Source organism: Nocardioides sp., assembly GCF_047607365.1.
Lineage (GTDB): Bacteria > Actinomycetota > Actinomycetes > Propionibacteriales > Nocardioidaceae > Nocardioides.
This window is the reverse complement of sequence record NZ_JASGDD010000207.1, coordinates 1-25,774: the sequence shown is the minus strand read 5'-3', so window position 1 is coordinate 25,774 and position 25,774 is coordinate 1. Positions and strand designations below refer to the sequence as shown.

The 25,774-nt window shown below is 72.1% G+C and carries 25 protein-coding genes; 9 read left to right on the top strand and 16 right to left on the bottom strand.

The genetic code is table 11. The features are described from left to right. Window positions 1-85 precede the first annotated feature (85 nt). From QM572_RS16025 to QM572_RS15990, 8 genes are all read right to left on the bottom strand, one after another. Complete coding sequence (locus QM572_RS16025; protein ID WP_415094893.1) at window positions 86-748, bottom strand: response regulator; 663 nt, start codon at window positions 746-748, stop codon at window positions 86-88. Continuing rightward, complete coding sequence (locus QM572_RS16020; protein WP_415094891.1) at window positions 745-2,361, bottom strand: sensor histidine kinase; 1,617 nt, start codon at window positions 2,359-2,361, stop codon at window positions 745-747. Before QM572_RS16020 ends, QM572_RS16025 begins: the two co-directional genes overlap by 4 nt. A 10-nt stretch (window positions 2,362-2,371) precedes the next feature. Then, a complete protein-coding gene (locus QM572_RS16015) occupies window positions 2,372-3,295 on the bottom strand; it encodes a type II secretion system F family protein (RefSeq protein WP_415094889.1) in 924 nt (307 codons plus the stop codon). A 1-nt stretch (window position 3,296) separates the two neighbouring features. Then, complete coding sequence (locus QM572_RS16010; RefSeq protein WP_415094887.1) at window positions 3,297-4,292, bottom strand: type II secretion system F family protein; 996 nt, start codon at window positions 4,290-4,292, stop codon at window positions 3,297-3,299. 2 nt (window positions 4,293-4,294) lie between these two features. Next, a complete protein-coding gene (locus QM572_RS16005) occupies window positions 4,295-5,851 on the bottom strand; it encodes a CpaF family protein (RefSeq protein ID WP_415094885.1) in 1,557 nt (518 codons plus the stop codon). Window positions 5,852-5,856: 5 nt separating this feature from the next. Further along, window positions 5,857-7,047: an AAA family ATPase gene (locus tag QM572_RS16000; protein WP_415094883.1), complete on the bottom strand. Its 1,191-nt coding sequence runs from the start codon at window positions 7,045-7,047 to the stop codon at window positions 5,857-5,859. A 14-nt stretch (window positions 7,048-7,061) separates the two neighbouring features. Further along, window positions 7,062-7,805, bottom strand: coding sequence for a Flp pilus assembly protein CpaB (cpaB, locus tag QM572_RS15995; RefSeq protein WP_415094881.1), 744 nt, complete (start codon window positions 7,803-7,805; stop codon window positions 7,062-7,064). A gap of 192 nt (window positions 7,806-7,997) precedes the next feature. Beyond that, entirely contained in the window at window positions 7,998-9,794 is a 1,797-nt protein-coding gene (locus tag QM572_RS15990; protein ID WP_415094879.1) for an AMP-dependent synthetase/ligase, read from the bottom strand. Window positions 9,795-9,940: 146 nt separating this feature from the next. Here QM572_RS15990 and QM572_RS15985 point away from each other — a divergent pair, with 146 nt between their 5' ends. From QM572_RS15985 to QM572_RS15965, 5 genes are read left to right on the top strand one after another with little or no spacing between them, the layout of a single operon-like run. Beyond that, window positions 9,941-10,384 (top strand): SRPBCC family protein, encoded by a 444-nt coding sequence (locus QM572_RS15985; RefSeq protein WP_415094877.1) that lies wholly within the window; start codon window positions 9,941-9,943, stop codon window positions 10,382-10,384. Between the two features lie 14 nt (window positions 10,385-10,398). After that, the gene (locus tag QM572_RS15980; protein WP_415094875.1) at window positions 10,399-11,601 is read left to right on the top strand and encodes an ArsA family ATPase; all 1,203 of its coding nucleotides are present in this window, start codon (window positions 10,399-10,401) and stop codon (window positions 11,599-11,601) included. Further along, complete coding sequence (locus QM572_RS15975; protein WP_415094873.1) at window positions 11,598-11,969, top strand: hypothetical protein; 372 nt, start codon at window positions 11,598-11,600, stop codon at window positions 11,967-11,969. Before QM572_RS15980 ends, QM572_RS15975 begins: the two co-directional genes overlap by 4 nt. Further along, on the top strand, window positions 11,966-12,922 hold the full coding sequence (locus QM572_RS15970; protein ID WP_415094871.1) for an ROK family glucokinase: 957 nt from the start codon (window positions 11,966-11,968) through the stop codon (window positions 12,920-12,922). The genes QM572_RS15975 and QM572_RS15970 overlap by 4 nt, the downstream gene beginning before the upstream one ends. Before the next feature lie 41 nt (window positions 12,923-12,963). Further along, entirely contained in the window at window positions 12,964-14,031 is a 1,068-nt protein-coding gene (locus QM572_RS15965; protein ID WP_415094869.1) for an ROK family protein, read from the top strand. Here QM572_RS15965 and QM572_RS15960 read toward each other — a convergent pair. Both QM572_RS15960 and QM572_RS15955 read right to left on the bottom strand, forming a co-directional pair. Beyond that, window positions 13,988-14,455, bottom strand: coding sequence for a hypothetical protein (locus QM572_RS15960; RefSeq protein ID WP_415094867.1), 468 nt, complete (start codon window positions 14,453-14,455; stop codon window positions 13,988-13,990). The two genes, QM572_RS15965 and QM572_RS15960, sit on opposite strands and share 44 nt — an antisense overlap. 10 nt (window positions 14,456-14,465) lie before the next feature. Then, complete coding sequence (locus QM572_RS15955) at window positions 14,466-15,278, bottom strand: alpha/beta hydrolase (RefSeq protein WP_415094865.1); 813 nt, start codon at window positions 15,276-15,278, stop codon at window positions 14,466-14,468. A 26-nt stretch (window positions 15,279-15,304) separates the two neighbouring features. On the opposite strand from QM572_RS15955, the gene QM572_RS15950 reads away from it, so the two are divergent. Then, window positions 15,305-16,027 carry a lysophospholipid acyltransferase family protein gene (locus QM572_RS15950; protein WP_415094863.1) on the top strand — a complete coding sequence of 241 codons (723 nt, stop codon included), beginning with the start codon at window positions 15,305-15,307 and terminating at the stop codon, window positions 16,025-16,027. 16 nt (window positions 16,028-16,043) lie between these two features. Here the strand turns inward: QM572_RS15950 and QM572_RS15945 are convergent, their stop codons facing one another. Then, window positions 16,044-17,519 (bottom strand): FGGY family carbohydrate kinase, encoded by a 1,476-nt coding sequence (locus tag QM572_RS15945; protein WP_415094861.1) that lies wholly within the window; start codon window positions 17,517-17,519, stop codon window positions 16,044-16,046. After that, a complete protein-coding gene (locus QM572_RS15940; protein WP_415094859.1) occupies window positions 17,519-18,340 on the bottom strand; it encodes a DUF1028 domain-containing protein in 822 nt (273 codons plus the stop codon). The genes QM572_RS15945 and QM572_RS15940 overlap by 1 nt, the downstream gene beginning before the upstream one ends. Before the next feature lie 116 nt (window positions 18,341-18,456). Between QM572_RS15940 and QM572_RS15935 the strand changes: the two genes are divergently transcribed. After that, window positions 18,457-19,920 carry an APC family permease gene (locus QM572_RS15935; RefSeq protein WP_415094857.1) on the top strand — a complete coding sequence of 488 codons (1,464 nt, stop codon included), beginning with the start codon at window positions 18,457-18,459 and terminating at the stop codon, window positions 19,918-19,920. A gap of 28 nt (window positions 19,921-19,948) precedes the next feature. Here QM572_RS15935 and QM572_RS15930 read toward each other — a convergent pair whose 3' ends face one another. After that, window positions 19,949-20,890 (bottom strand): NADP-dependent oxidoreductase, encoded by a 942-nt coding sequence (locus tag QM572_RS15930; protein WP_415094855.1) that lies wholly within the window; start codon window positions 20,888-20,890, stop codon window positions 19,949-19,951. A gap of 22 nt (window positions 20,891-20,912) precedes the next feature. On the opposite strand from QM572_RS15930, the gene QM572_RS15925 reads away from it, so the two are divergent. Beyond that, on the top strand, window positions 20,913-22,265 hold the full coding sequence (locus QM572_RS15925; protein ID WP_415094853.1) for a class II 3-deoxy-7-phosphoheptulonate synthase: 1,353 nt from the start codon (window positions 20,913-20,915) through the stop codon (window positions 22,263-22,265). Then, a complete protein-coding gene (locus QM572_RS15920; protein ID WP_415094851.1) occupies window positions 22,262-23,254 on the top strand; it encodes a threonine aldolase family protein in 993 nt (330 codons plus the stop codon). The genes QM572_RS15925 and QM572_RS15920 overlap by 4 nt, the downstream gene beginning before the upstream one ends. A gap of 34 nt (window positions 23,255-23,288) precedes the next feature. On the opposite strand, the gene QM572_RS15915 is transcribed toward QM572_RS15920, so the two are convergent. The 3 genes from QM572_RS15915 to QM572_RS15905 form a co-directional block, all read right to left on the bottom strand. Continuing rightward, complete coding sequence (locus tag QM572_RS15915) at window positions 23,289-23,750, bottom strand: GNAT family N-acetyltransferase (protein ID WP_415094849.1); 462 nt, start codon at window positions 23,748-23,750, stop codon at window positions 23,289-23,291. Between the two features lie 172 nt (window positions 23,751-23,922). Then, window positions 23,923-24,822, bottom strand: coding sequence for a deoxyribonuclease IV (locus QM572_RS15910; RefSeq protein ID WP_415094847.1), 900 nt, complete (start codon window positions 24,820-24,822; stop codon window positions 23,923-23,925). Window positions 24,823-24,843: 21 nt separating this feature from the next. Continuing rightward, a partial coding sequence (locus QM572_RS15905; protein ID WP_415094845.1) for a PASTA domain-containing protein occupies window positions 24,844-25,774 on the bottom strand: 931 nt, incomplete at its 5' end.

The window sequence follows — 25,774 nt, the reverse complement described above, 5'->3', positions numbered from 1 at the left end:
ATCCTGTCGCGTGCGTCACAGGCGCCGGATCGGCAGAGCGATCCGAGCCGAGTAGTCATTTCGGGCTATGCGGTCCCGGCGAGGGTCACGGTCGCTGGACGCTGGACAGGAGGCCGATCCGCATGGCGGTGACGAGTGCCTGCGCGCGGTTGGCGGCGCCCAGCTTCTGGTAGATCCTCGCGATGTGCGACTTGGCGGTGGACTCGCTCAGGTAGAGCTTGTCGCCGATCTCCTTGGCGCCCAGGCCGTCCGCGAGCAGCAGGAGGACCTCGTGCTCGCGGTCGGTGAGCCGGGTGGACTCGGCCGAGGCGCGGCGCATCATCGCCTGCGCGAGGCCCGCACAGACGAAGGAGCGCGGCGACACCGACGAGTGCCGTGCCGCTCGGACGACCTCGCCCGAGGGCGCGTCCTTCCCGACGAACCCGGAGGCGCCGGCCTCCATCGCGGCGAAGATCTGGTCGTCGCCCGAGTGCATCGTGAGCACCACCAGGCCCGCCCGCTCGTCGGCTCGGCGGATCGAGCGCACGATGTCGAGCCCGGTGCCGTCGGGCAGCTGCAGGTCGGTCACGACGACGTCCGGCCGCAGCGCGGCGTACGACGTCATCGCCTCGGCCACGCTGCCCGCCTGGCCGACGACGGCCATGTCGGGCTCGAGGTCGAGCACGCCGGCCAGGCCGTCGCGGATGAGCTCGTGGTCGTCGACCAGGAGGACCCTGATCGACGCGCTGGTGGCTTCCTCGGGGTTCATGCTTCCACTCTCGTCTCGCTGTCGAACGGCGCGCCGATCACCGTCACCTCGGCCGGCCGGCTCTGGACATTGTCCTCCTGGATCGTCACCGACACACGCACCCCGCCGCTCGGCGCCTCGCCGATCTCCAGGACGGCGTCGACGAGCGCCGCCCGCTCGCGCATGATCTCGAGCCCGTGGGAGTCCTCGCGCGTCGTCCCCATGCCGCGGCCGTCGTCGGTCACCGTGATCGTGGCGGACGGCGCGCGAACCTGGCAGTGCACGTCCACCTCCGTGGCCTGCGCGTGCTTGAGCGCGTTGCTGATCGACTCCTGGACGATCCGGAAGAGCTCGGCCTCGACCTCGGGGCGCAGGCGCTCGGTGGTCTCGTCGGCGCTCACGTTGATCGCCACGCCCGACGCGTTGGAGAGGCTGCGCGCCAAGGTGGCGATCGCCGCTCCCAGGCTCTCGCTCTCCCCGATGTCGGTGCGCAGGTTGACCAGCGACCGGCGGACCTCCGCGACGATCGCGGAGATCCGCTCCCGCAGGACCACGATCCGCTCCTGTTGACGGGGCACGGCCGCGTCGCCGGCGATGGCGTCGACGAGATAGCCGAGGGAGGCGATGTCCTGGGCCACGCCGTCGTGCATCTCCCGCGCGAGACGACGACGCTCCTCCGCGCTCGCGTGCTCGCGGAACGTACCGAACAGCAGCGCGGTGTCGAGGTGGACCACCGCCGGGCGCAGGTCCTCGACCAGCGCCGCGATCCGCTCGTCGGAGGCGAGGCTGCCCGCCTCGAGCCGCGAGGGCAGCTGGACGGCGAGGATCGCGGTGATGCCGCTGCCGGCCTCCAGCGGGATGGCCACGCCCGGCGCCTGCCGGATGGCGCGCTGGAGCGCGAAGGCGCGTCGAGCGAGCCCCTCGAGCGCGTCGAGGTCGCCGTCGGCCAGGCTCTTGGCCACCAGTGGAGTGAGCCCGTCGCCGCGCGGGACGTAGAGCGCGATCGCCGAGCCGGGCAGCTTCTCCCGCGCGTCCCAGAGCAGCTGTCCGCCGAGCGTGACCGGATTGAGGCCGCTCTCCAGCCCGTCGGCGATGTCGATGAGCTGGCGCAGCAGGCCCTGCGCGTAGTGGTAGGGCGTCAGCGCGGACCGACGCTCCTGCAGCGCGCCGTAGATGAAGCATCCCACCAGCCCGAGGCCCAGCCCGAGCACCAGGCAGCTGAACCCGGAGTAGACCTGCTCGGCGGTGAACTCGCTCTGGACGAGGTACGCCGTCGTCACGAGCACGACGATCTCGCAGCTCAGCACCCGGGCGACGCCGACGGGACCGCGGTAGAGCGAGGCCGTGAAGGGCGGGACGGAGACGGCGGCCAGGATGATCGGGGCCGTCCCGGCGCAGACGCCGCAGATCGCGGCGACGAGGAGGGCCTCGCCGAGCGTGACGCCGCCGAGGGGAAGGCGGCCGCGGAACTCGAGCGCGGTGGTGAGCAGCCACACCACCGAGAGGGTGACGAGGGCGAACATCCCGGAGACGTCGCGTGCCCAGAGGACCGGCGCGCCGAGGGCCAGGAGGACCACCGCGCGTACGACGAGGGCGACCCTGAAGGGGAGCCGGTCGGAGAGCGAGAGGAGCACCGCCCCGACGCTACAAGAAACTGTCCATCATGTGGATCACCGCCGGCCCCATGATGGCGACGAACAGGGCGGGCAGGATGCAGAAGATCAGCGGGATGGTGATCTTGACCGGCACCTGCTGCGCTCGCTCCTCGGCGCGCTGGCGCCGCTTCGTCCGCATCTCGCCGGACTGGACGCGCAGGACCTGGGCCACCGGGATGCCGAAGGCGTCGGCCTGGACCATGGCGGAGACGAAGGAGCGGATGTCGTCGAGATTGGTGCGGTCGCCCAGCGAGCGGAGCGCCTCGCTGCGGCCCATGCCGAGCTGCATCTCGCGGAGCATGCGGCCGAACTCGTCGGCGAGCGGGCCGACGGTGTTGGTCGCCACCTGCTGCACGGCCGCGTCGAAGCCGAGACCGGACTCCACGCTGATCGTCATGAGGTCCAGGGCGTCGGGGAGCTCCCGCTGCAGGCGCTGCGTCCGGTCGTAGGCCACCTGGTAGAGGTAGAGGTTCGGCGTGAAGAATCCGAGGAGGAAGCCTCCGACGACGAAGAGCAGCCGGTAGGTCAGCGAGTCGGCGATCAGGAGGCCGATCAGCAGTCCCACCACGAACCCCACGCCGGCCCCGAGCACCTTGCCGGCCATGACGCGGTCGACGTTCCAGCCGGCCGGGTTGCCCGCGAGGTCGAGCTTGGCTCGGATGCGATCGGTCGCGTCGGCGCCGGTGATCCGGCGGCCGAGCGCGAGCGCCCGGCTCCGCAACGGGCTGAGGACACGGTCGGCGAACGGCTTGTCGAGCTCCTTGGTGAGCTCCTTGGGCGCGTCGGTCATGGCGCGGAGGACGGCGAGCGACTTGTTGATCGAGCTCGCCTCCTCGACCGGACGCAGCGCCATCGCGAGCAGCGCGATCGCCACGCCGACCAGCAGGAAGCCGAGCACGAAGAGCATCGTCATGTCACAGCTCCACCCGGATCAGGCGGCTCATCCAGAAGACGCCCAAGGCCAGCCACAGCGCGCCCCCGATCAGCATGACGAGACCGCGGGGATCGGTGAAGAGGACGTTCACGTAGGACCAGTTCGTCAGGCTGACGTAGAGCAGGAAGAGGGGCGGGAGGAGGGCCAGCACCAGCGCGGACAGCTTGCCCTCGGCGGCGAGGGCGTTGACCTGGCGGCGGACGTACTCACGCTCGCGCATGGTCGCCGCGACCGTGTCGAGCAGCTCGGCGAGGTTGCCGCCCACCTGGCGCTGGATCCGGATGGCCATGACCACCCAGTGGAAGTCCTTGCTGTTGAACCGGACGGCGACGTTCTCCATCGCGTCGTCGACCGAGACGCCCAGCCGGGTCTCGACGAGGACCCGGCGGAACTCGCCCGCGACCGGCTCGATGCCGTCGCGGGTCACCACGTCGACCGACTGCTGCAGCGAGAGGCCGGCCGCGAGCGACCCGGAGATGAGCTGGAGCGTGTCGGGCAGCGCGCGGTCGAAGGCCTTGCGGCGGCGGCCGACCCGCAGCCCGAGCCAGATCCACGGCATCACGATCCCGAGCGCCAGGAAGACGAGCCCGAGGACGATGTTGCCGCGGCCCAGGAGCAGGCCGACCAGGGTGACGGCCAGCGCGGTCCCGGTGTGGACCAGCAGCCACTCCGCCGGCTTGAGCTGGCTGCCGGCGGCCTCGAGCCGCGCGGCGATCTTCTGCTCGAGCCCCTGGTTGCGCTTGAGCAGGTCGGCGGCGACGTCCTTGGCGACGGCCGCGACCTCGCTGACCTCCGGAGCGCGCGACGAGGCGGCCGGCGCCGGGGCCTTGCCCGTCGCCGTCGTGTAGTCGACCACGCGGTCGGCGGCGGTGAGCGAGCCCCGAGCCCGCGGAACCAGCGCGAAGAGCAGGCCGAAGAGCCCCAGGAACACCGCCGCGATCGCGACGTAGGCGAGCCAGTCGGGGAGCGTGCCCATGGTCAGCGGTCCACGAAGAGCAGGGGGTCGACGGTGACGTTGGCGTCGGCCATCTTCTCGAGGAACTTCGGGCGCAGCCCACTGGCCCGGAGCCGCCCGAGCGAGCGACCCTCCGCGTCGAAGCCGGCGCTGGTGTCGTAGAGGAAGATGTCCTGGAGCGTGATCACGTCGCCCTCCATCCGCTCCACCTCGGTGATGTGGGTGATCCTGCGGGTGCCGTCCTTGAGGCGCGTCTGGTGCACGATCAGGTCGACCGCGGAGGCCACCTGCTCGCGGATGGCGCGCATCGGGAGGTCCATGCCCGCCATGAGGACCATCGTCTCCATGCGCGCGAGCGTGTCGCGCGGGCCGTTGCTGTGCAACGTGCAGATCGAGCCGTCGTGGCCGGTGTTCATGGCCTGGAGCATGTCGAGCGCGGAGGCGTCGCGGACCTCGCCGACGATGATCCGGTCCGGACGCATGCGCAGCGAGTTCCTCACCAGGTCGCGGATCGTGACCGCACCCTTGCCCTCGATGTTGGCGGGCCGGGACTCCAGGCGCACGACGTGGTCCTGCTTGAGCTGCAGCTCGGCGGCGTCCTCGATTGTCACGATCCGCTCGTCGGCGGGGATGAACGAGGAGAGCACGTTGAGCGTGGTCGTCTTGCCGGCGCCGGTGCCTCCGGAGACGATCACGTTGAGCCGGCCGCGCACGCAGGCCTCGAGGAACCGGCGCGCGGCAGGCGTCAGGGAGCCGAAGCGCTCCAGGTCGTCGGCGGTCAGCGGGTCGGCGGAGAACTTGCGGATCGTGAGCGCGGAGCCGTCGATCGCCAGCGGCGGGACGACGGCGTTGACGCGGGAGCCGTCCTGGAGGCGGGCGTCGACCATCGGGCTCGACTCGTCCACGCGCCGGCCGATCCGCGAGACGATCTTGTCGATCGTGCGGCGCAGGTGGGCCTCGTCGCTGAACGTGGCCTCGGCATGGACGAGCTTGCCCCTCCGCTCGAGCCAGATGTCGTCCGCGCCGTTCACCATGACCTCGGAGACCTCGGGGTCGCGGAGGAAGGGCTCGATCGGGCCCAGGCCCAGGATGTCGTCGGAGATCTCCTGGGTCACCCGCTGACGGTCGGCGCTCGAGAGCGGCCGCTCCTGGGTCGCGAGCACCTCCTGGAGGACCGAGCGGACCCGGGTCTCCAGCTCGCGGGCGTCCATGTCGGTCGCGTAGAGCTGCGGCCCGAGCTGCTTGAGCAGCTGCTCGTGGACGTGGGTCTTGATCTCCTCGATCCGGTCCTGCTGCGTGCCGACGAGCGTACGACGCGGGGCCGGTGGCGTCGCCGTGTGACTGGCCGGCTGGGGCGGCGCCGTCTGCGGGGCGGGCGTGGTCGCCGGAACCTCGGCCCGGCGCTTGCCCGCACTCTCGTCGCTCGGGAGCACCGTCTCGTCGACGGGGGTCGGTGCCGCGTGCAGGGGGCTGCTCTCGACGGGAGCGGCCGGCGTGGCCGGCGTGGAGGGTGTGGCGGGGGCCGGAGGAGTGGTGGCCTCCGGGGTGCGAGCGGCCGCGATGCGGTCGGCGAGGGACATCTGGTTCACCTGCGCTTCCGGTGTCGGCGCCCGAAGAGGCCGGACGGCGCCGGCTCGACCTGGTGGGGCGCTCCCGTGGTGGGTGCCGCGATGTCCTGGCCTGCGAGGAGCGAGGCCAGGCCGATGATCGCGGTGCTGGAGGGGTGGTAGGGGTTCTTCACGACGATGGGGTTCCCGGCGTTGGTCGACGCGGCCACCTCGATCGAGGTGGTCACCTGGGCCGCCGGCCGCATGCCGAGGATGCCCTCGACCCGGTCGGGGCTGATGCCGACCTCGTCGTCGGCCCGGTTGAGCAGCAGATGACGATGACCGGGCGCGATGTTGAGCATGTCGAGCGTCTCGAGCGCCACCTTGACGTTCTTGAGCGTCGGCACGTCGAGCGTGGCCACGATGACGATCTCGTCGGTCTCGTCGAGCGCGGTCAGCGTCTGCTCGTCGAAGGCCGGCGCCGTGTCGATGACGACGTAGTCGAAGGTCTGCTTGAGGGTGCGGATGATCTGGGAGACCAGCGTGGGGGAGACGCGGTCGCGTACGTCGGGATGCGACGGCGCGGCGAGGATCATCAGCGTGTCCTGGTGCCGGGTGAGCAGACCGTCGAGGAGCTCCGCGTCGATGTTCCCCTCGGAGCCGATCGCGTGCTCGATCGAGTGCGCCGGGAAGAGCTGCATCGTGATCGCCACGTCGCCGAAGGCGAGGTCGAGGTCGACCAGACAGACCTTCCGCGCGCCGCCCTCGGACAGGGCCAGCCCGAGGTTGACCGAGATCGTGGTCTTGCCGACGCCGCCCTTGGGCGACCAGACCGTGATGATCTTCCCGGTCTGGCCGACGCCGCCCGGGCCGCGCAGCGCGCTGTAGAGCTGGAAGGCCCGCGCGACCGCCGAGCTCACGGCCTCGCTGGAGCCGCTGGGGATGACGTCGCGGGCGCCGGACTGCATCGCCCGCGTGAGCACCTCGGTGGTCAGCTCGTCGCGCACGAGCACCACGCTCACCGTGGGGCGGCTGGTGCGCAGCGTGTCGCAGAGGGCCAGCGCCTCGGGCAGGGGCACGTGGGGGCCCAGGACGACGACGTACTCGTCGCTGTGCTGCTCGAGCCACGCGCGGGCCCGATCCATCGTCGCGACGCCCTGCGACCCTGCGGGCAGGGCGCGGAGCAGGACGTCGACGACGTCGTGGTCAGGCTCGACGAGCACGGGCATGGATCAGGCCGATCTCACTTGAAGAGGTTGTCGAAGTCGGTGGCGGCGCCGGCCTTGATGCTGGTGCTGCCGTCGGCCGGGAGGAGCGCGAAGGCGAGCTCGCCGTTGCCCTGGGCGAAGAGGACCTTCTGCGCGTTCGCGGGGGAGACCGCCAGCGTGAGCAGGGTCCGCGGGAGCTGCTCGGTGGTCTGGTCCCCGGTCGACTGGTCGGTCGTGGTGGTCGAGACGGGGGTCGTCGAGCCGACGCCGATGACGGTGATGTCCGGCAGCAGGACCTGGGCGAACGGCTTGCCGGTCTCCGGGTCGATGCCGGTCATGTAGATGCCGACGTGCGAGCCCGGGTTGACGAACCCGGCGACGCGGGCGGGGTCGGTCAGGTTGACCGAGACCGCCACCTGGTCCTTCGGGATCTGGAGGCTGCTGCTCGGCGCCTGCGTGGCGCCGAACTTCGAGGCGACGATCTGCTCGCCCGGGTAGATCGTGGTGAGCGCGACCTGTCCGGACAGGTTGCTCGCGTCCGTCTGGTAGTCGGCGAGGAGCGAGCCGTTGGCCACGGCCTTCTTCACGATCTTGTTCGCGCCCATCGCCGCGTCGATCGTCTCGCCGGGGTCGATCTGCACGGTCGCGACCAGCACGTCGGTCGTCTGGTACTGGTCTTCCGCCCGGGTGTCCGCGCTGCGCACGTAGAGGAACACCAGCACCGCGCCGAGCGCGGCGACCACGGCTGCGGCGACAATCAGGATCCTGCGTCGGTCCATCGACGGCCTTTCCGTCACATGCCGGGGCATCCGCGCGTCGGACCCGGCAGGAGCCCGGTGGCTCCGGGAGGTAACTCTAGGGATTCGCGGCGCTCTGCGGGCATCATCCGAAAGGTTGGTGTGACTAGTCCACCCCGAGGACCGGCGGTCCCGGATCGGCGAGGGCGCCCGCGTGTCTCCCCGGTGGCGGGATCAGGGGTGGTAGAGGCCCTCGACGGCGTCCCGGAACTCCTTCATCACGACGTTGCGCTTGAGCTTGAGCGACGGGGTCAGCTGTCCGCCCTCCTCGGTCCAGGTGTCCGGGAGGATCCGGAACTTGCGGATCGACTCGGCCTTCGAGACCGCCTTGTTGGCGTCGTCGACCGCCTTCTGCACCTCGGCGAGGACGTCGGGGTCCTCGACCAGGGCGGCGAGGTCGAGGGTCTTGCCGTTGGCCTCGCACCAGGCGGGCAGGGCCTCGGTGTCGAGGGTGACGAGCGCCGCGATGAACGGCTCGCCGTCGCCGACGACGAGACACTGGTCGACCAGCGCGTGGGCGCGCAGCCGGTCCTCGAGCACGGCCGGCGCCACGTTCTTGCCGCCGGCCGTCACGAGGATCTCCTTCTTCCGCCCGGTGATCCGGATGAAGCCCTCGGCGTCGATCTCCCCGACGTCGCCGCTGTGGAACCAGTCCTCGGCCTTCGCCTCGGCGGTGGCGTCGGGGTTGTTCCAGTAGGACTGGAAGATCTGGCCGCCCTGGAACAGCAGCTCGCCGTCGTCGGCGACCCGGACCGCGGTGCCCTCGATCGGCCGGCCCACCGTGCCGATCTTCACCGCGCCCGGGACGTTCACGCTCAGGGCGCCGGTCGACTCGGTGAGGCCGTAGCCCTCGAGCACGGTCAGGCCGATGCCGCGGTAGAAGTGCCCGAGCCGCTCTCCCAGGGGAGCCCCGCCCGAGACCGCATAGGAGCAGTTGCCGCCGAGCGCGGCGCGCAGCTTGGAGTACACGAGCCGGTCGAAGACCGCGTGGGCGGCCTTGAGCGGCAGGGTGCGGATGCCGGTCGCGCCGGACTCGCTGGCACGCGACCAGGCGATGGCGGTGGCCGTCGCCTTGTCGAAGATGGCGCCCTTGCCGTCGGCGTGGGCGCCCTGCGAGGCCGAGTTGAAGACCTTCTCGAACACCCGCGGCACGGCGAGGATGAAGGTGGGCTGGAAGGCGCCCAGGTCGGCGACGAGGTTCTTCACGTCGGGGCTGTGGCCCAGCCGGGTGCGCGACTTGATGCAGCCGATCTGGATGATCCGCGCGAACACGTGCGCCAGCGGGAGGAAGAGGAGGGTGCTGCGACCCTCGACGTCGAAGAGGTCGTCCAGCACGTGTACGGCGACGCCGAGCTCGAACATGAAGTTCCCGTGCGTCAGCACGCAGCCCTTGGGGCGGCCGGTGGTGCCGGAGGTGTAGATCAGGGTCGCCGTGGAGTCCGGGCCCGCCGACGTACGCCGCTTCTCCAGCTCGTCGTCGGCGATGTCGGCGCCGAGCCGGGACAGGATGTCGACGCCGTTGTCGGCGAAGGACCAGACCTGGTTGAGGTGCGGGAGGTCGCCGCCCGCCTCGCGGATGCGCGAGAGGTGCTCGGGGCCCTCCGCCATCACGGCCCTGGCGCCGGAGTCCTCGAGGATCCAGTGGACCTGCTCGGCGGAGGAGGTCTCGTAGATCGGCACGGTGATCGCGCCGGCGAACCAGATCGCGTAGTCCAGGAGCGTCCACTCGTAGCGGGTCTTGGAGAAGAGGGCGACCCGGTCGCCGGCCTCGATGCCGGCGGCGATGAGGCCCTTCGCCACGGCGGACACCTCGGCGAGGAACGCGGCCGAGGTGACGTCCTCCCAGCCGTCGGCGCCCGGCCGCGAGAGCACGACGGCCTCGGGGGCCTCCTGGGCGTTGACGACCACGTCGTCGGTGAGGTTGCCGGTGGCCGGCAGGTCGATCGTCAGCGGCGTCGAGAACTCGCGCACGGAGGGGCCCCCTTGGGAGTGAGCTGGGAGTGCGGACAGCGGTGGACCGCGGTTACCGGGCAGTAATCCAACCGACAGGCTATCCCCGACGGCCGGGCCGCCAGGAGCGGGTCGGGCCACCGGCGTCATCCGGTAGTGTCCGGCGAGTGGCCGAACAGACCAGCTCGTCGATCGTCGTCGCCGCCCAGCCCGCCGCCGTCATGGACGTCATCGCCGACTTCCGGGCCTATCCCGCGTGGATCAAGGGCATGACGTCGGCCGAGGTGACGGTCCCCGGCTCGACCGGCCAGCCGCCCGCGCAGGTGCGCTTCTCCCTGGACGTCCCGCCGATCAAGGACAGCTACACCCTGGCGTACGACTGGAGGAGCGGGACGGAGGTCTCCTGGACGCTCGTCGAGGCGACCCTGCTCCGCTCGCTGGACGGCGTCTACCGCCTCCGGGACCTCGGCAACGGCACCACCCAGGTGACCTACGAGCTCACCCTCGACCTCACCGTCCCGATCATCGGCATGCTCAAGCGCAAGGGCGAGAAGGTGCTCATCGAGACGGCGCTCAAGGGCCTCAAGCGCCGGGTCGAGTCGCTCGCCTGACCCTCCCGACCACCGTGCGCATTCTCCTCTTCACCGGCAAGGGCGGGGTCGGCAAGTCGACGGTCGCCGCCGCGACCGCGTCCCTGGCGGCCTCCCAGGGCCTCCGCACCCTCGTCCTGTCCACGGACGCCGCCCACTCGCTCGCCGACGCGTTCGGCGCGTCCTTCGACGAGATCGGCTCCGAGCCGACCGAGATCGCGCCGCTGCTCTTCGTGGAGCAGGTCGACGCCCAGCGCCGCTTCGAGGAGTCGTGGGCCGACATCCAGCGCTATCTCCTCGCGGTCCTCGACGTGGCGGGCATGGACCCGGTGGCCGCCGAGGAGCTCACCGTCATCCCGGGCGCCGAGGAGGTCCTCGCCCTCTTGGAGCTGCGGCTCCGCGCGCGGTCGGGGGAGTGGGACGTCATCGTGATCGACTGCGCCCCGACCGCGGAGACGCTCCGCCTCCTCGCGCTGCCCGAGGCGCTCGGCTGGTACATGGCACGCATCTTCCCCATGCAGCGCCGGCTCGTGAAGCTGCTCGGCCCGGTGCTCACCAAGGCCGCCGGAGGCGTGCCGATGCCCGGCGACACCGTCTTCGACGCGATGCAGCGTCTCCACGACGAGCTGCTCGAGGTGCACGACCTGCTGGCCGGGCCCGACGCCTCGGTGCGGATCGTGCTCACGCCGGAGAACGTCGTCGTCGCCGAGGCGCGCCGCTCCTGGACGATGCTCTCGCTCTACGGCTACCGCGTCGACGGCGTCGTCGCCAACCGGATCTTCCCCTCCGACGGCGCCGACGACTGGCGGGCGGGGTGGGTGAGGGCCCAGCAGGCGATCCTCGCCGACGTCGAGTCGTCCTTCGCGGGCCTGCCGGTGTGGCGGTCGGTCTACCGGGCGCAGGAGCCGGTCGGCGTACGGGATCTCGTGACGCTGGCGGAGGACGTGTTCGCCGACGCCGACCCGTTCGCGGCCCCCGAGGGCGAGGGCCCCTTCCGGGTGAGCCGTACGCCGTCGGGAGCCGTCGCGCACCTCGCGCTGCCCGGCGTGACCCGTGAGCAGGTCGACCTCGCCCGGAACGGCGACGACATGGTGGTGACCGTGGGGTCGTATCGTCGGCTGCTGACCCTGCCCGCGGGCCTGGCGCGGCTGCGGATCGCGGGCGCGCGCGTCGAGCAGGGAGAATTGCAGGTGCGCTTCGTGGACCCCGCCGCGACGCCGGCAGAGGAGGACGCGTGAGCGAGGGAACGCAGGGCGAGCAGGGCCACCAGCACGGTCACGAGCCGGTGGGGTCGGCGGCCGAGGAGGCCGCGCGGCTCTTCGCCACCCTCACCGACTGGGCCCAGGGCCAGGTGGCCGAGGCGAGCGAGCACTTCGCCAACGGCTCGCCCGAGTGCACCTACTGCCCGATCTGCCGCACCGTCCACGCCGTCCGCGAGGTGAGTCCCGAGGTGCGCGATCACCTCGCCACGGCCGCCGCCTCGCTCATGCAGGCGGTCGCGGGGCTGCTCACCTCGGTGGCCACGCCCGCCCGCACCCCGGAGCGCGGGCCGACGGTGCAGCGGATCGATCTGGACGACATCGAGAACGATTGGCCGGACGCATGAGCGAGCCCACCCCGACGAGCCTCACCTGCGGCGTCGACGTCGGCGGCACCAAGATCCTCGCCGGCGTCGTCGACGAGAAGGGCGCGATCCTCGAGCAGGTGCGCGTCACCTCGCCGGCCGCCGACGCCTCCGCGATCACCTCCGCGATCGTGGACCTCGTCCGCGAGCTCGATGAGCGGCACGACATCGAGGCCGTGGGCGTCGGCGCCGCGGGCTATGTCGACTCCAGCCGCAGCACGGTGATGTTCGCGCCCAACATCGCCTGGCGCGACGTGGACCTGCGCAGCCCGATCGAGCAGGCCACGGGCCTGCCCGCCGTCATCGAGAACGACGCCAACGCCGCCGCGTGGGGCGAGTTCGTCCACGGCGCCGCCGGCGAGGTCGACAGCGCGCTCATGGTCACCGTCGGCACCGGCGTCGGCGGCGGCATCGTGCTCGACGGGGCGCTCCAGCGCGGCGCCTTCGGCGTCGCCGCCGAGATCGGACACCTGCGCGTCGTCCCCGGCGGGCTGCTCTGCGGCTGCGGCAACCACGGCTGCCTCGAGTCCTACGCGAGCGGATCGGCCCTCGTGCGCTACGCCCGCGAGGCCGCCTCGGCCGGCCAGGCGCCCGGCCTGGTCGAGCGTGCCGGCGGCTCGGTCGAGGACATCACGGGCCCGCTGGTCACCGAGGCGGCGCGCGCCGGCGACGCCGCCGGGGTCGCGGCCTTCGCCGAGCTCGGCCACTGGCTGGGCGAGGGCATCGCGTCCCTCGTCGCTGTCCTCGACCCGGCGATGATCGTGCTCGGCGGTGGCGTCTCCGAGGCCGGGGACCTGCTCCTGGATCCCGTGCGGGCCGCCTTCCGAGCCCAGCTCACCGGCCGTGGCCACCGTCCCGAGGCCGAGCTGCGGCTCGCCACCCTGGGCAACCAGGCCGGGCTCATCGGCGCCGCCGACCTCGCCCGCCACCGCTAGCCGCGCCCCGGCACGCACCAGGACGCCGCTAGTCTCGCCGGATGGCTGTGACGATCGGCGTCGACATCGGGGGCACGAAGGTGCTCGCCGCCGAGGTGCTGCCCGACGGGACCGTCGGCCGCGTGGCCCGCCGCTCGACGCCGGGGCGGCTCGTGCCGGTCGAGGTCGTCGAGGACGCGCTCACCGACGCCGTGCAGGAGGCGGCGGACGGGCGCCGGATCGACGCCGTCGGCCTGGCCGCGGCGGGCTTCGTGGACGCCGCCGGCGAGCGGGTGATGTTCGCGCCCCACCTGCCGTGGCGGCTCGACCCCGCCCGCGCCCGGCTGGAGGCCCGCTGGGGAGTGCCGGTCGCGCTCGACAACGACGCCAACTGCGCCGCCCGCGCCGAGTTCTCGTACGGCGTCGCCCGCGGCCACCACGACGTCGTCATGGTCAACCTCGGCACCGGCATCGGCGGCGGCATCATCCTCGGCGGCACCCTCATGCGCGGCCACAACGGCATGGCGGGGGAGTTCGGCCACATGCGGGTGGTGCCCGACGGCCACGAGTGCGAGTGCGGCCGGCGCGGCTGCTGGGAGCAGTACTGCTCGGGCAACGCCCTCGTCCGGGAGTTCCGCCGGCTCGGCGGCTCCACCGAGCTGAGCGGCCCGCGGATCACCGCGGCCGCGGAGTCCGGCGACCCGGTCGCGCTCGCCGCCTTCGCGACGATCGGCCGCTGGCTCGGCGTCGGCCTGGCCGACCTCACCGCCGCCTTCGACCCCGAGCTGCTCGTCGTCGGCGGCGGCGTCAGCGCGGCCGGCGAGCTGCTGCTCGGCCCCGCGCGGCAGGCGTTCGAGGAGTCCCTCGTCGGCGCCGGCCATCGCGACCTTCCCCCACTGGTCAAGGCCCGCTTCCTCAACGACGCCGGGGTCATCGGCGCCGCCGACCTGGCCCGCACCGAGGCGGTCCGGCCGATCTTCCGGCGCCGTCGCGGCGAGCTGGTCAAGCGTGCCCGCCGCCGCGAGCGGCTGCGGCGCTTCCTCGCTCCGCTGGACGGGCTGGACCCGCTCGACACGGGAGCGTCGGCTACAGGCGCGCGCCGTCGTCCCAGGGGTCGTCGCGCTCCTTAGGCATCGTCGCCACGAGGTAGGCGAAGCCGCCGAGGAATCCCGCCCCGAGGAGGTAGACCAGCCATGTCGGCGCCTGCCACGAGGTCACCTGGACGAGGAACGTCCACAGCAGCGCGACGGCGGGCGAGCCGAGCACGCCGATCCAGGCCACCGAGCGCCAGCCGTGCCAGCCGATCGGCTCCGGCTCGGGCGTGACGAAGGCGCCCGGCAGGAAGACGTCGTCGTCCTCGTCCGCCGCGTCGGACCACGCCGGCCCGTCGTCCACGTCGTCGTCGAAGACGTGGGCCACCACCGGCTCCGGAGCGGGCTCGAACTCCGGGTGCTCGCCGTAGTTGGCGACGATCGAGGCCCAGGCCTCGTCCTCCGAGACGCGATCCCGTGAGTCGCCGGGCTCGCCTGGCTGGTCGGGCTCGCGGGAGGACATGCTGCTGAGACTACTCGCCCGCCCCGAGGCCGCACACCCGTCGGATGAAGGCCGCCGACTCGTCGAAGATCTGCTGCGCGTCGTTGTCGACCGTCGCCACGTGGTAGCTGTCCGTCAGCGGCGTGAACGTGATGTCCTTCGACGAGACGCCCTCGAGGATGAGGGGCTCGGAGAGCCCGTCGACCACGTGGTCGACCGTCGAGCGGAAGTAGAGCAGCGGCACTGTGATCCTGCCCAGGTCGCGCACGATGGCCGGCCACGCCTTGAACATCGTGTGCGCCGCCTTCAACGGGGTCCGCGAGTACGCCGACTCCACGACGCCCGTCCTCTTGATGTCGGAGGCGATGCCGGGGAAGGCGCCGACGAGGTGCTTGACGAGGGGCAGCAGGAGCGCGTCCTTGCGACCGCTGGCGACGGCGGGATTGACGACGATCAGGCCGGCCAGGCCGTCGCCGTGCTCCTCGGCGAGGCGCAGCACGAGCGCGCCGCCCATCGACAGGCCGCCGGCCACGACGACGTCGTTCTCCGCACGCAGCCGCTGGTAGGTCGCCGCGATCTCGGCGTACCACTCCTCGAAGGTGGTGGTGTTCATGTCCTGCCAGGTGGTGCCGTGGCCGGGGAGGCGGGGCACCTCGACGCCGAAGCCGCGGGCGGCCAGCGACTCGCCCCAGGCGCGCATCGACCCCGGAGATCCGGTGAAGCCGTGGGAGAGCAGTACGCCGACCCGGACCCCTTCGGTCAGCTCGGGCCTCGCGGGCTGGGACAGGGGAGTGGCGGTCTCGAGGACCGGGGGATGAGCCGGGCGCGGCGGGGTGGTGGGCATGGGGCCATTCTGCAAGGATCGGGGGCGTGTTCGAGAGGCTCTTCTACGGTTCCCTGAAGTGGTTCTGGCTCGGTCCCCTGCTGCGGCTGGTGTTCCGTCCGGAGTGGAAGGGGCTGGACAACCTCCCGAAGGACGGCCCGGCCATCATCGCGCTCAACCACCTCTCCTACGCCGACTGGCTGTTCGTCCCGCTGGGCTCGCCGCGGATGATGCGCTTCGTCGCGAAGGCGGAGTACTTCACCGAGCCCGGTGTGAAGGGCTGGTTCAAGAAGCTGTTCTTCGGCGGCACCGGCAACGTCCCGATCGACCGTGCCGGCGCGTCGGCCGCCGAGGGTGCGCTGCTCGCCGCCAAGAAGGTGCTGGCCGAGGGCGAGCTCTTCGGCATCTTCCCCGAGGGCACCCGCTCCCACGACGGCAAGCTCTACCGCGGCCGGACCGGCGTCGCCCGCCTCGCGCTCGAGACCGGTGTCCCCGTGATCCCCGTCGGTATCACGGGGACGAACATCATCGCGCCTCCCGGCAAGGCCTTCGGCAAGGTCCACAAGCCGGTCATGACCTTCGGCAGGCCGCTGGACTTCTCCCGCTACGAGGGCCTGGAGAACGACCGCTTCATCCTCCGCGCCATCACCGACGAGATCATGTATGAGATCCTCGAGCTCACCGGCCAGGAGTACGTCGACATGTACGCCTCCGACGCCAAGAAGGCGTCCAAGGGAGAGAAGAGCGCCAAGGGCGACAAGGCCGCCTGACCCACCGGGGTCGCGCTCAGGCCCAGTCGCGGGACCGGCTGACGGCGTCCTGCCAGCGGGCCCAGGCGGCGTCGGCGGCCTCCCGCGCGCCGGAGCCGGCGGCGGGGGCGAACTCGCGGTCGACGTCCTTGGTGCGGCGCAGCTCGTCGAAGGACGTCCACAGCCCGACGCCCAGCCCGGCGAGGAACGCGGCCCCCAGCCCCGTGGTCTCCACCTGCGTGGGCCGCGACACCGGGACGCCCAGCTGGTCGGCCTGGAGCTGGCAGAGCAGGTCGTTGGCGGCCGCGCCGCCGTCGACCCGCAGCGACGTCGGCCGGACGGGCAGCGTCTCGAGCACGTCGCGGACCTCGAAGGCGATCGCCTCGAGCGTCGCGCGGACGAGGTGCGCCCGCGTCGTGCCCCGCGTGATGCCGACGATCGTGCCGCGCGCGTGCGGATCCCAGTAGGGCGCGCCCAGGCCGGTCAGCGCGGGCACGAAGACGACGTCGCCGGAGTCCTCGACCGAGGAGGCGATGGCGGCCGTCTCCGCGGCGGAGCCGATGATGCCGAGCCCGTCGCGCAGCCACTGGACGGCGGCGCCGGTCACGAAGATCGCGCCTTCGAGCGCGTACGTCGTCTCGCCGGCCGGCGAGCGCCAGGCGGCGGTCGAGAGCAGCCCGGCATCGGACCGGACGATCTCGGAGCCGGTGTTGGTGAGGATGAACGACCCGGTGCCGTAGGTGCACTTGGAGTCGCCGACGTCGAAGCACGCCTGGCCGAAGAGCGCCGACTGCTGGTCGCCCGCCTGCCCCGAGATCGGCAGCGTCAGCCCGAGGAACGTCCGCGGGTCGGTCTCGATCGCGCTGCCCCAGTTGGGGATCAGCTCCGGCAGCGCGTCCCTCGGCACGCCGAAGAGCCCGCACAGCTCGTCGCTCCAGTCCCCGGCGGCGAGGTCGAAGAGCAGCGTCCGCGAGGCGTTCGAGACGTCGGTGACGTGGTGCAGCCCGCGCGTCATCCGCGCGATGAGGTAGGAGTCGACCGTGCCGATCGCGTAGCGCCCGGACTCCACGAGCGCCCACGTGTGCGGCTCGTTCTCCTGGATCCACACCAGCTTGGTCGCCGAGAAGTAGGGGTCCAGCCGCAGCCCGGTCAGCTCGGTCACGCGCTCCTCGTGGCCGGCCTCCTTGAGCCGGTCGCAGATGTCGGAGGTCCGCCGGTCCTGCCACACGATCGCGCGCCGTGGCGCGCCGAGGGTCTCGCGGTCCCACAGCACGATCGTCTCGCGCTGGTTGGTGATCCCCAGGGCCTCGAGCCTGCCGTCGTACGCCGACAGCGCCTGCCCCACCGACGCCAGCGTGGCCGCCCAGATCTCCTCGGGAGAGTGCTCGACCCAGCCCGGCCTGGGGAAGTGCTGGCCGAACTCCTGGTAGCCGCGCGCGACGATCCTCCCGTCCGCGTCGACCACCAGCGCCGTCATGCCGGTGGTGCCGGCGTCGATCGCCAGGACCGCCATCAGTCGGCCTCCCCGCGCACGATCGCGAGGATCCGCCCGTCGATCCAGGCGAGGTCGTCGGCGACCCGCATCTCGTAGTTCTCCGTGCCGACCCAGGCATGGAAGTCGCGCGCTCCCCGGGCCTGCGCGAACTCCTCCAGCTCGGCCCGCAGGCCGGCGTCGACGGGCACCTTCTCGTCCTCGGTCGAGGCGGTGAGGTAGAGCTCGTTGAGGTCGAGCAGCCGCGCCAGCTCGGCGACGGGGTCCTCGTGGTCGTCGACGCGCAGGTCGGCGGCGACGTCGTCCCCGCCGTCGTACCCCGCTCCCTCCCGTACGACGACGAGCGCCGCGCTCTGCCGGCCGCGGGAGTCGCCGCCGGCCGCGTCACCGGCGGCCAGCGCGACCAGCAGCGCGGAGGCGAGGTCGTCCTCGGGATCCGTGCCCAGCCAGGCCTCCTCCATGGCGTCGACGACCTCGGGGCCGGTGAGGATGTTGCCCTGGATCGCATAGCCACGGCCGGTGCGCGACCCCGCCCACGACAGGCAGCCCTGGCCGGTGTGCGAGGCGGATCCGCCGGCGGCGTCGACGATCCCGACCTGCCGGACCGCGGCGCGGTCGTCCTCCTCGAGGAGGCGCTGCAGCGCGACCGGCGCCGTGGCGCCGGCGTCCAGATAGGCCAGCGCGAGGCCTTTGAAGGCGACGTTGGCGTGCGCCTGCGTGGCGATGGCGCCGACGCCGGCGACGGCGGCCGGGACCACGTTGCCGACCGCGAGGAACTTCGAGGCGACGGCCACGCCCCATGACTGCCCGTCGGCGGAGCGGGCCACGATCGAGAACGTCATGCCCCGACCCTAGTGACACGGTCGTGACGCGACGACCCTCGACTTCGCGCGCCGTCCCGGGTTCTGATGGAGTCCCACCAGGACTCGGACACGGAGGCAGGCCGATGAGCCAGACGATGAGCCAGACAGCGGACGATCACCACGAGCTCAAGCGGGTCATGGGGCCCGGGCTTCTGCTCCTCTTCATCGTCGGCGACATCCTCGGCGCCGGCATCTACGCCGTCACCGGCCAGATGGCGGGCTATGTCGGCGGCATCCTCTGGCTGCCCTTCCTGCTGGCCTTCGTGGTCGCGGCGATGACGGCGCTCTCCTATCTGGAGCTGGTGACGAAGTACCCCCAGGCGGCCGGCGCCGCGCTCTACACGCACAAGGCGTTCGGCATCCACTTCCTCACCTTCATGGTCACCTTCGCCGTCGCCTGCTCCGGCATCACGAGCGCGTCGACCTCGGCCAACACGCTGGCCCAGAACCTGTTCGGCGGCCTGGTGGTCAACGGGTGGATCGACGAGGAGGTCGGGACCGGCACCATCACGCTCGTCGCGATCGGCTTCATGGTGCTGCTGGCGCTGATCAACCTGCGCGGCGTCGGGGAGAGCGTGAAGTTCAACATCGCGCTCACCCTGGTGGAGGTGACGGCCCTGTGCATCGTCATCGGGGTGGGGTTCTGGGTGATCGCGCAGGGAGACGCGGACATGTCCGAGCTGGCCGACTTCAGCGACTACGAGGGCATGGGCGCCGTCTTCGCCGTCACGGCCGCGACCTCGGTGGCGTTCTTCGCGATGGTCGGCTTCGAGGACTCGGTCAACATGGTCGAGGAGACCAAGAGCCCGGAGCGGATCTTCCCGCGCACCATGCTCATCGGGCTCGGCGTCGCCGCCGTGCTCTACATCCTGGTCGCCGTCTCGGTGGTCAGCGTGCTCACCCCCGGCGAGCTCGAGGCGATCAACGAGGCCGAGGGCCGTGCCCTGCTCGAGGTCGTCGGGAAGGGCGCACCCGACTTCCCGATCGACAAGGTCTTCCCCTTCCTCGCCGTCTTCGCCGTCGCGAACACCGCGTTGATCAACATGCTGATGGCGAGCCGGCTGATCTACGGCATGGCACGCCAGCGGGTGCTGCCGCGCCAGCTGGCCGCCGTCCTGCCCGGGCGGCGGAGCCCGTGGGCGGGCATCGCCTTCTCCACCGTCCTGGCGGTGCTCCTCATCTGGTACGTCGCCAGCGACCCCGACAGCGACATCGTGGCCAACCTGTCCGCGGTCACCGCGTTCCTCCTGCTGTGCGTGTTCGCGATCGTGAACGTCGCCTGCATGGTGCTGCGCGGGCGGCGGGGGGAGAACGTGAGGACCTTCTTCACCTCACCGGGCGCGCTGCCGGTCGTCGCCTCGCTGCTGTGTCTCTACCTCGCCGGCCCCTGGGTCGACCGGGAGCCGGTCGTCTACCGGATCGCCGGCGCCCTGCTCGGCGTCGGCGTGCTGCTGTGGGTGGTGACGTTCGTGGTCAACCGCGCCACCAACGCCGACGAGCCGCCCCACTTCGCCGACATCGAGCACATGGACGTGGACCCGAGCGACGACGAGCGATGAGACGCTGAGACGAGCGGCCGAGGACCGCTCAGGGGAGCAGGATGACCTTGCCGGCGGCGTGGCCCTCGCCGACGAAGCGGTGCGCCTCGACGGCGTCGGTGAGCGGGAAGGTCCGGACGACGGGCACGTGCAGGCGGCCCTTGCCGGCGAGCATGACGAGGTCGCCGCGGGCGGCGGCGCGCAGCTCGGTGCCCGGGTCCGATCCCGGCCCGCCGCCGATCTTCTGGATGCCGGCCGCCTCCGCGTGGGGGCCGCCGATGATGGTGGTCACCCGCGCCTTGTCGGGCACGAGCGCGAGGGAGACGTCGAAGGCCTCCTCGGTGCCGGCCAGGTCGATCGCGGCGTCGAACGGTCCCGCCGCGCGGGCGCGATCCAGCAGCCCGTCGCCGTACGCCATCGGGGTGGCGCCGAGGCCGCGCAGCAGCTCGTGGTTGCGCTCGGACGCGGTGCCCACGACCGACGCCCCGCGGGCGCTCGCCAGCTGGATGAGCAGCTGGCCGACGCTGCCGGAGGCGCCGTGGACGAGCACATGGTCGCCCGATCCGACGCCGACCTTCTCCAGCGCGTGCACGGCGGTGACGCCCACCAGGAGGAGGCCGGCGGCCTCCGGCCACGACAGCGTCGCCGGCTTCTGGAAGACGTCGACGGCAGGCACGTTGAGCGCGCTGGCGTAGCCGCCCTTGACCCGGAAGGCGAGCACCTCGTCGCCCACCTTCAGCCCGGTCACGTGCTCGCCGATGGCGACGACCACGCCGGCCACCTCGCTGCCCGGCGTCAGCGGGAGCACGGCGGCCTCGGAGTAGGGGAATCCCGAGCGCATCTTGAGGTCGATCGGATTGACGCCGATCGCGCGCGTCTCGATGGTGACCTCGTCGGGTCCGGGGTCGGGCAGGTCGACGGTCTCGACCTGCAGCACCTCGGGTCCCCCGAGCTCGTGGGCGATGACGGTCGTCGCTGTGCGTTGAGCCACGCGTTCACCGTACCCTTGACCGGTGAGCACCGTCCCGTCCCTCGAAGACCTCCACGCCCTGCGTCCCGCCCAGCAGCCGTCCTACCCGGACGCCGCCGCGGTGGACAAGGTCGTCGCCAAGCTGCGGACCGCCCCGCCGCTGGTCTTTGCCGGCGAGTGCGACGAGCTCACCGACAAGCTCGCGGCCGTCACCCGCGGCGAGGCCTTCATCCTCCAGGCCGGGGACTGCGCCGAGACGCTCGAGGGCGCCACGGCCGACAACGTCCGCGCCAAGCTGCGCGTCATCCTCCAGATGGCCGTCGTGCTGACCTACGCCTCGTCGGTCCCGGTGGTGAAGATCGGCCGGCTCGCGGGGCAGTACGCCAAGCCGCGCTCCAAGGACACCGAGACGCGTCTGGTCGAGGGCGTGGAGGTGACGCTGCCGGCGTACCGCGGCGACGCCGTCAACGGCTTCGACTTCACCCTCGAGGCGCGCGAGCCCGACCCACAGCGGCTGCTCGACGTCTACCACGCCTCCGCGTCGACGCTGAACCTCGCCCGTGCCTTCGTCACGGGCGGGTACGCCGACCTGCGCCAGGTGCACACCTGGAACCAGGACTTCATCAAGGACAGCCCGTTCGCGGCGAAGTACGAGCGTCTCGCCGGGGAGATCGACCGCGCCATGGCGTTCATGCAGGCGATCGGCGTCGCCGACGCCGACGAGTTCCACCGCGCCGACTTCCACTCCTCGCACGAGGCGCTGGTGCTGGAGTACGAGCACGCCCTGACCCGCATCGACTCGCGGACCGAGCAGCCGTACGACGTCTCCGGCCACTTCGTGTGGATCGGGGAGCGCACCCGGCAGCTCGACGGCGCGCACGTCGAGCTGCTGTCGCGGATCAAGAACCCCATCGGGGTCAAGCTCGGCCCGACCACGACGCCCGACGACGCCATCGCGCTGGCGGCGAGGCTCAACCCGGCCAACGACCCGGGCCGGCTGACCTTCATCACCCGCTTCGGCGCCTCGAAGATCCGCGACGGCCTGCCGCCGATCATCGAGAAGGTCCAGGCCGAGGGCCTCCAGGTCGCCTGGATCACCGACCCGATGCACGGCAACACCTTCGAGGCGTCCTCGGGCTACAAGACGCGGTCCTTCGACGACGTGCTCGACGAGGTGCAGGGCTTCTTCGACGTGCACCGTGCGCTGGGCACCTGGCCCGGCGGGCTGCACGTCGAGCTCACCGGCGACAACGTCACCGAGTGCGTCGGCGGCGGCGAGCAGCTCTCGGCCGCCGATCTCGCGACCCGCTATGAGTCGGTCTGCGACCCGCGTCTCAACCGTGTCCAGAGCCTCGAGATGGCGTTCCTCGTGGCGGACATGCTGCGCAAGGCATGATCGACCTCCGCTCGGACACCCTGACCCAGCCGACCGAGGCGATGCGGGCCGCGATGGCGGTCGCCCCGGTGGGCGACGACGTCTACGGCGAGGACCCCACCGTCCGGGCGCTCGAGGAGCGGGTCGCGGGGCTGTTCGGCAAGGAGGACGCGGTCTTCACACCGACCGGGTCGATGGCCAACGTGCTCGCGGTCCGCACCCTCGTCGGCGTCGGCCAGGAGGTGCTCTGCGAGTCGCTCGCCCACATCGCCCGGGCCGAGCTCGGCGCCCACGCCGCGTTCACCGGCCTGACGATGCGCACCTGGTGGCACCCCCGCGGTGGCGTGGACCTCCCGCAGATCCAGCGGCTCTTCGCGCCGGACATGGGCGTCTACTTCGTCCCGACCCGCGCCGTCTCGGTGGAGAACACGCACAACTTCGGCGGGGGCTCGATCGCGCCCATCGAGGACCTGCTCGCGCTCCGGTCCTGGGCCGACGAGACGGGCATCGGCGTCCACATCGACGGAGCCAGGATCTGGAACGCCCACGTCGCGTCGGGCACCCCGCTGACGGCGTACGGCGACGTGGCGGACGTCCTCGCCGTGTGCCTCTCCAAGGGCCTCGGCGCCCCGGTCGGCTCGCTCGTCGTCGGCTCGCGGGACGCGATGGCCGAGACGCGGGTGTGGCGCAAGCGGATGGGCGGCGGGATGCGGCAGGTCGGCATCCTCGCGGCGGCCGGGCTGCACGCCCTCGACCACCACGTCGAGCGCCTCGCCGAGGACCACGCCCACGCCCGGCTGCTGGCCGAGGCGATCGGCGTCGACCCTGCCGGCGTGGAGACGAACATCGTCGTCGCCGAACGCGAGGACGCGCCGTCGTACGTCGCCCGCGCCGCGGAGGCCGGAGTCAGGATCAGCGCCGTCGGCCCGCGCACGGTCCGCCTCGTCACCCATCTCGACGTCCCCCGCGCCGACGCCGAGCGCGCCGCCGCGGTGCTCTCGGGCCTCTGACCCGTCCTGCCCCTCCCGGCCGCCGGCCGAGCGGTCAGCGCGACCAGAGCAGCTGGCGGATCTCCTCGCCGTCCTGCAGGTGGCTGATGTTGCCGACGTCGACGAAGCCGCACGATCGGTAGAGCCGCTCGGCCCGCCGGTTGTCCGGGCGCACCCAGACCGAGAGCCGGGGCCAGCGCTGCTGGAGGTCGCGGATCAGCTTGGTGCCGACGCCCGACCCCCACACGGCCGGGTCGACGGAGACCATCGACACGTGTCCCGTGGACGGGTCGGCCTCGGCGCCCTCGTGGAAGGTCTCGGCGAGCGCCATCCCCGCCGGCCGGTCGCCGTAGCGCGCGATCAGCACGAGCTGGCCCTCGGCGACCTTCTCCCGCACCCGCTCGGTGCGCAGCGGGCCGGCGGGGCGGCGCTTCGTCTGGTTGGCCGCCGTCCAGATCTCCATGACGAGGTCGAGCTCGGCGGGGGAGCTCACTTCCGTCACGGAGATGCGGGGCACGCGCCCAAGGTTAGGGTGTGTCTCTCAATTCGGACGGCGCCCCGACGGTGCCGCATCCCGGCCGGCTTCGTTGTCGGCGCTCGGCGCAGCACGCTGCGCTCTCGCGCCTCCGCCTCGCCGGACCGGGCGCGGACGCCCCCGGATGCGCTTCGCCCGAATGGAGAGACACACCCTAGGGCGTGAGGCGAGCCGCGGCCTCGGCGCGCAGCCGGCGCAGGGTGTCGAAGTCGGGGGTCTCGCCCTCGGCCGACCCCGGCGTCTCGAGGATGAACGGGACGCCCTCGGTGGCGGGATGGGCGAACAGCTCGGCGAACGCGGTCTCCCCGATGTGCCCCAGCCCGATCTGCTCGTGCCGGTCGAGGTTGGCGCCGCGGACGTCCTTGGAGTCGTTGGCGTGGATCAGCCGCAGCCGGCCCTCGCCGCCGATCGCCACCAGCCGGTCGAGCGTCGCGGTCGTGCCCCCGGGCTCGTCCAGCGGGTCGCCGGCGGCGAACACGTGGCAGGTGTCGAGGCAGATGCCCGCCTTGGGGTGGAAGTCCAGCGCCGCTAGATAGGCGTCCAGGTCGTCGACCACGCCGCACAGCGACCGGCCCTGCCCCGCGGTCGGCTCGAGCAGCAGCCAGGGGGCGTCCTCGCTGTCCAGGGTGTCCAGCAGCGGCAGCAGGGCCTCGCGCACCTGGCCCATCGCCACCGCGAACCGTGCGGCGCCGTCGTCGGCGCCGGCCGCCGGGGAGACGAACGAGCCGGTGTGCATCACGACGCCCGCCGCCCCGATCTCGGCCGCGCGACGGAGGTTGTGCGCCATCGACGCCGCGCTCTTCTCGTAGGTCGCGGGCGTCGGGGAGCCGAGGTTGACGAGGTACGGCGCGTGCACGAACGCCCGCATCTCGCGCTGCTCCAGCTCGACCCGGAAGGCCTTGTCCTCGTCGGGCTTGCCCGCCGACAGCGCCCAGCCACGGGGGTTGCCGACGAAGATCTGCAGCGTCTCGCAGCCGAAGCGGTCGGTGTCGGCCAGTGCTCCCTTGACGAGCCCCTTGCCGACCTTGACGTGGGTTCCGATGGGGTTGCGCATGATGCGCGCCACGCTAGTCGTTCAGACGAGGTAGAGCGTGATCGTCGAGCCCTTGGGCAGCATCGTCCCGCTGCCGGGATCGGTCGAGGAGACGTAGCCCAGGCCGAGGTACATCGACGAGTGCGCCGTCTTCACCTTGAAGCCGAGCGCCTCCAGCTTGGCGGTGGCGGAGTCGACGCCGCTCGCGCGCAGGCCGCCGGGCACCTCGACCAGCTCCGGCCCCTTCGAGACCAGCAGCGAGACGCCGTCGCCCTGATAGAGCGTGCCGGTCTCCGGGGTCTGCGAGATCACGAGGCCCTTGGCCACGGAGTCGTCGTACCGGCTGTCGGAGGTGACCTTCAGGCCGGCCTTCTCGAGCGCGGCCTTGGCGTCGGAGCCCTTCTTCCCGACCCAGCTCGTCACCTCGATCGGCTGGCGGCCCTTGCTGACCCACACGTCGACGTTGCTGCCGGGGCGCAGCTCGGTGCCGGCGGCCGGGTCGGTGCGGATGACCTGGCCCTCGGGCACGGTCTCGCTGAACTTCCTCACCGCCTTGCCGAAGCTCAGCTTGAGTCCCGCGATGGCGTCCTGCGCCTCGTCGAGGCTCTTCCCGGCGAGGTCGGGGAGCTGGTAGATCTCCGGGCCCTTCGAGAGCGTGATCGTGACGGTGCCGCCGTCCAGCACGCGGTTGCCGCCGTCGGGATCGCTGCTCATCACGCGTCCTGCCGCCACCGTGTCCGACCAGGCCGGGTCGCTCACCTCGACGTGCAGCCCGAGCGCCTCGAGCTTGGCGGTCGCCTTCGCCTGGGTGAGGCCGAGGACGCCGGGCGTCGTCGTGTAGCGGGCGAAGCCGACCCACCAGGCGCCCGCTCCGACGGCGGCGATGAGCAGGACGGCCAGCAGCACGCCGAGGGGTCCGCGCCGACGGCGGCGACGTTCGCGGGGGGCCGGCGCGGGCACGGGCACCGGCGTG

Coding starts and splice junctions, on each gene's coding strand:
- QM572_RS15940 (WP_415094859.1), bottom strand. CDS start 18,340: ATGACGTTCTCGATCGTGGCCCGCTCCGCCGACGGGCAGTCATGGGGC.
- QM572_RS16025 (WP_415094893.1), bottom strand. CDS start 748: ATGAACCCCGAGGAAGCCACCAGCGCGTCGATCAGGGTCCTCCTGGTC.
- QM572_RS16015 (WP_415094889.1), bottom strand. CDS start 3,295: ATGACGATGCTCTTCGTGCTCGGCTTCCTGCTGGTCGGCGTGGCGATC.
- QM572_RS15910 (WP_415094847.1), bottom strand. CDS start 24,822: ATGCGCAACCCCATCGGAACCCACGTCAAGGTCGGCAAGGGGCTCGTC.
- QM572_RS15960 (WP_415094867.1), bottom strand. CDS start 14,455: ATGTCCTCCCGCGAGCCCGACCAGCCAGGCGAGCCCGGCGACTCACGG.
- QM572_RS16005 (WP_415094885.1), bottom strand. CDS start 5,851: ATGTCCCTCGCCGACCGCATCGCGGCCGCTCGCACCCCGGAGGCCACC.
- QM572_RS16000 (WP_415094883.1), bottom strand. CDS start 7,047: ATGCCCGTGCTCGTCGAGCCTGACCACGACGTCGTCGACGTCCTGCTC.
- QM572_RS15965 (WP_415094869.1), top strand. CDS start 12,964: ATGGCTGTGACGATCGGCGTCGACATCGGGGGCACGAAGGTGCTCGCC.
- QM572_RS15920 (WP_415094851.1), top strand. CDS start 22,262: ATGATCGACCTCCGCTCGGACACCCTGACCCAGCCGACCGAGGCGATG.
- QM572_RS15955 (WP_415094865.1), bottom strand. CDS start 15,278: ATGCCCACCACCCCGCCGCGCCCGGCTCATCCCCCGGTCCTCGAGACC.
- QM572_RS15945 (WP_415094861.1), bottom strand. CDS start 17,519: ATGGCGGTCCTGGCGATCGACGCCGGCACCACCGGCATGACGGCGCTG.
- QM572_RS16010 (WP_415094887.1), bottom strand. CDS start 4,292: ATGGGCACGCTCCCCGACTGGCTCGCCTACGTCGCGATCGCGGCGGTG.
- QM572_RS15935 (WP_415094857.1), top strand. CDS start 18,457: ATGAGCCAGACAGCGGACGATCACCACGAGCTCAAGCGGGTCATGGGG.
- QM572_RS15970 (WP_415094871.1), top strand. CDS start 11,966: ATGAGCGAGCCCACCCCGACGAGCCTCACCTGCGGCGTCGACGTCGGC.
- cpaB (WP_415094881.1), bottom strand. CDS start 7,805: ATGGACCGACGCAGGATCCTGATTGTCGCCGCAGCCGTGGTCGCCGCG.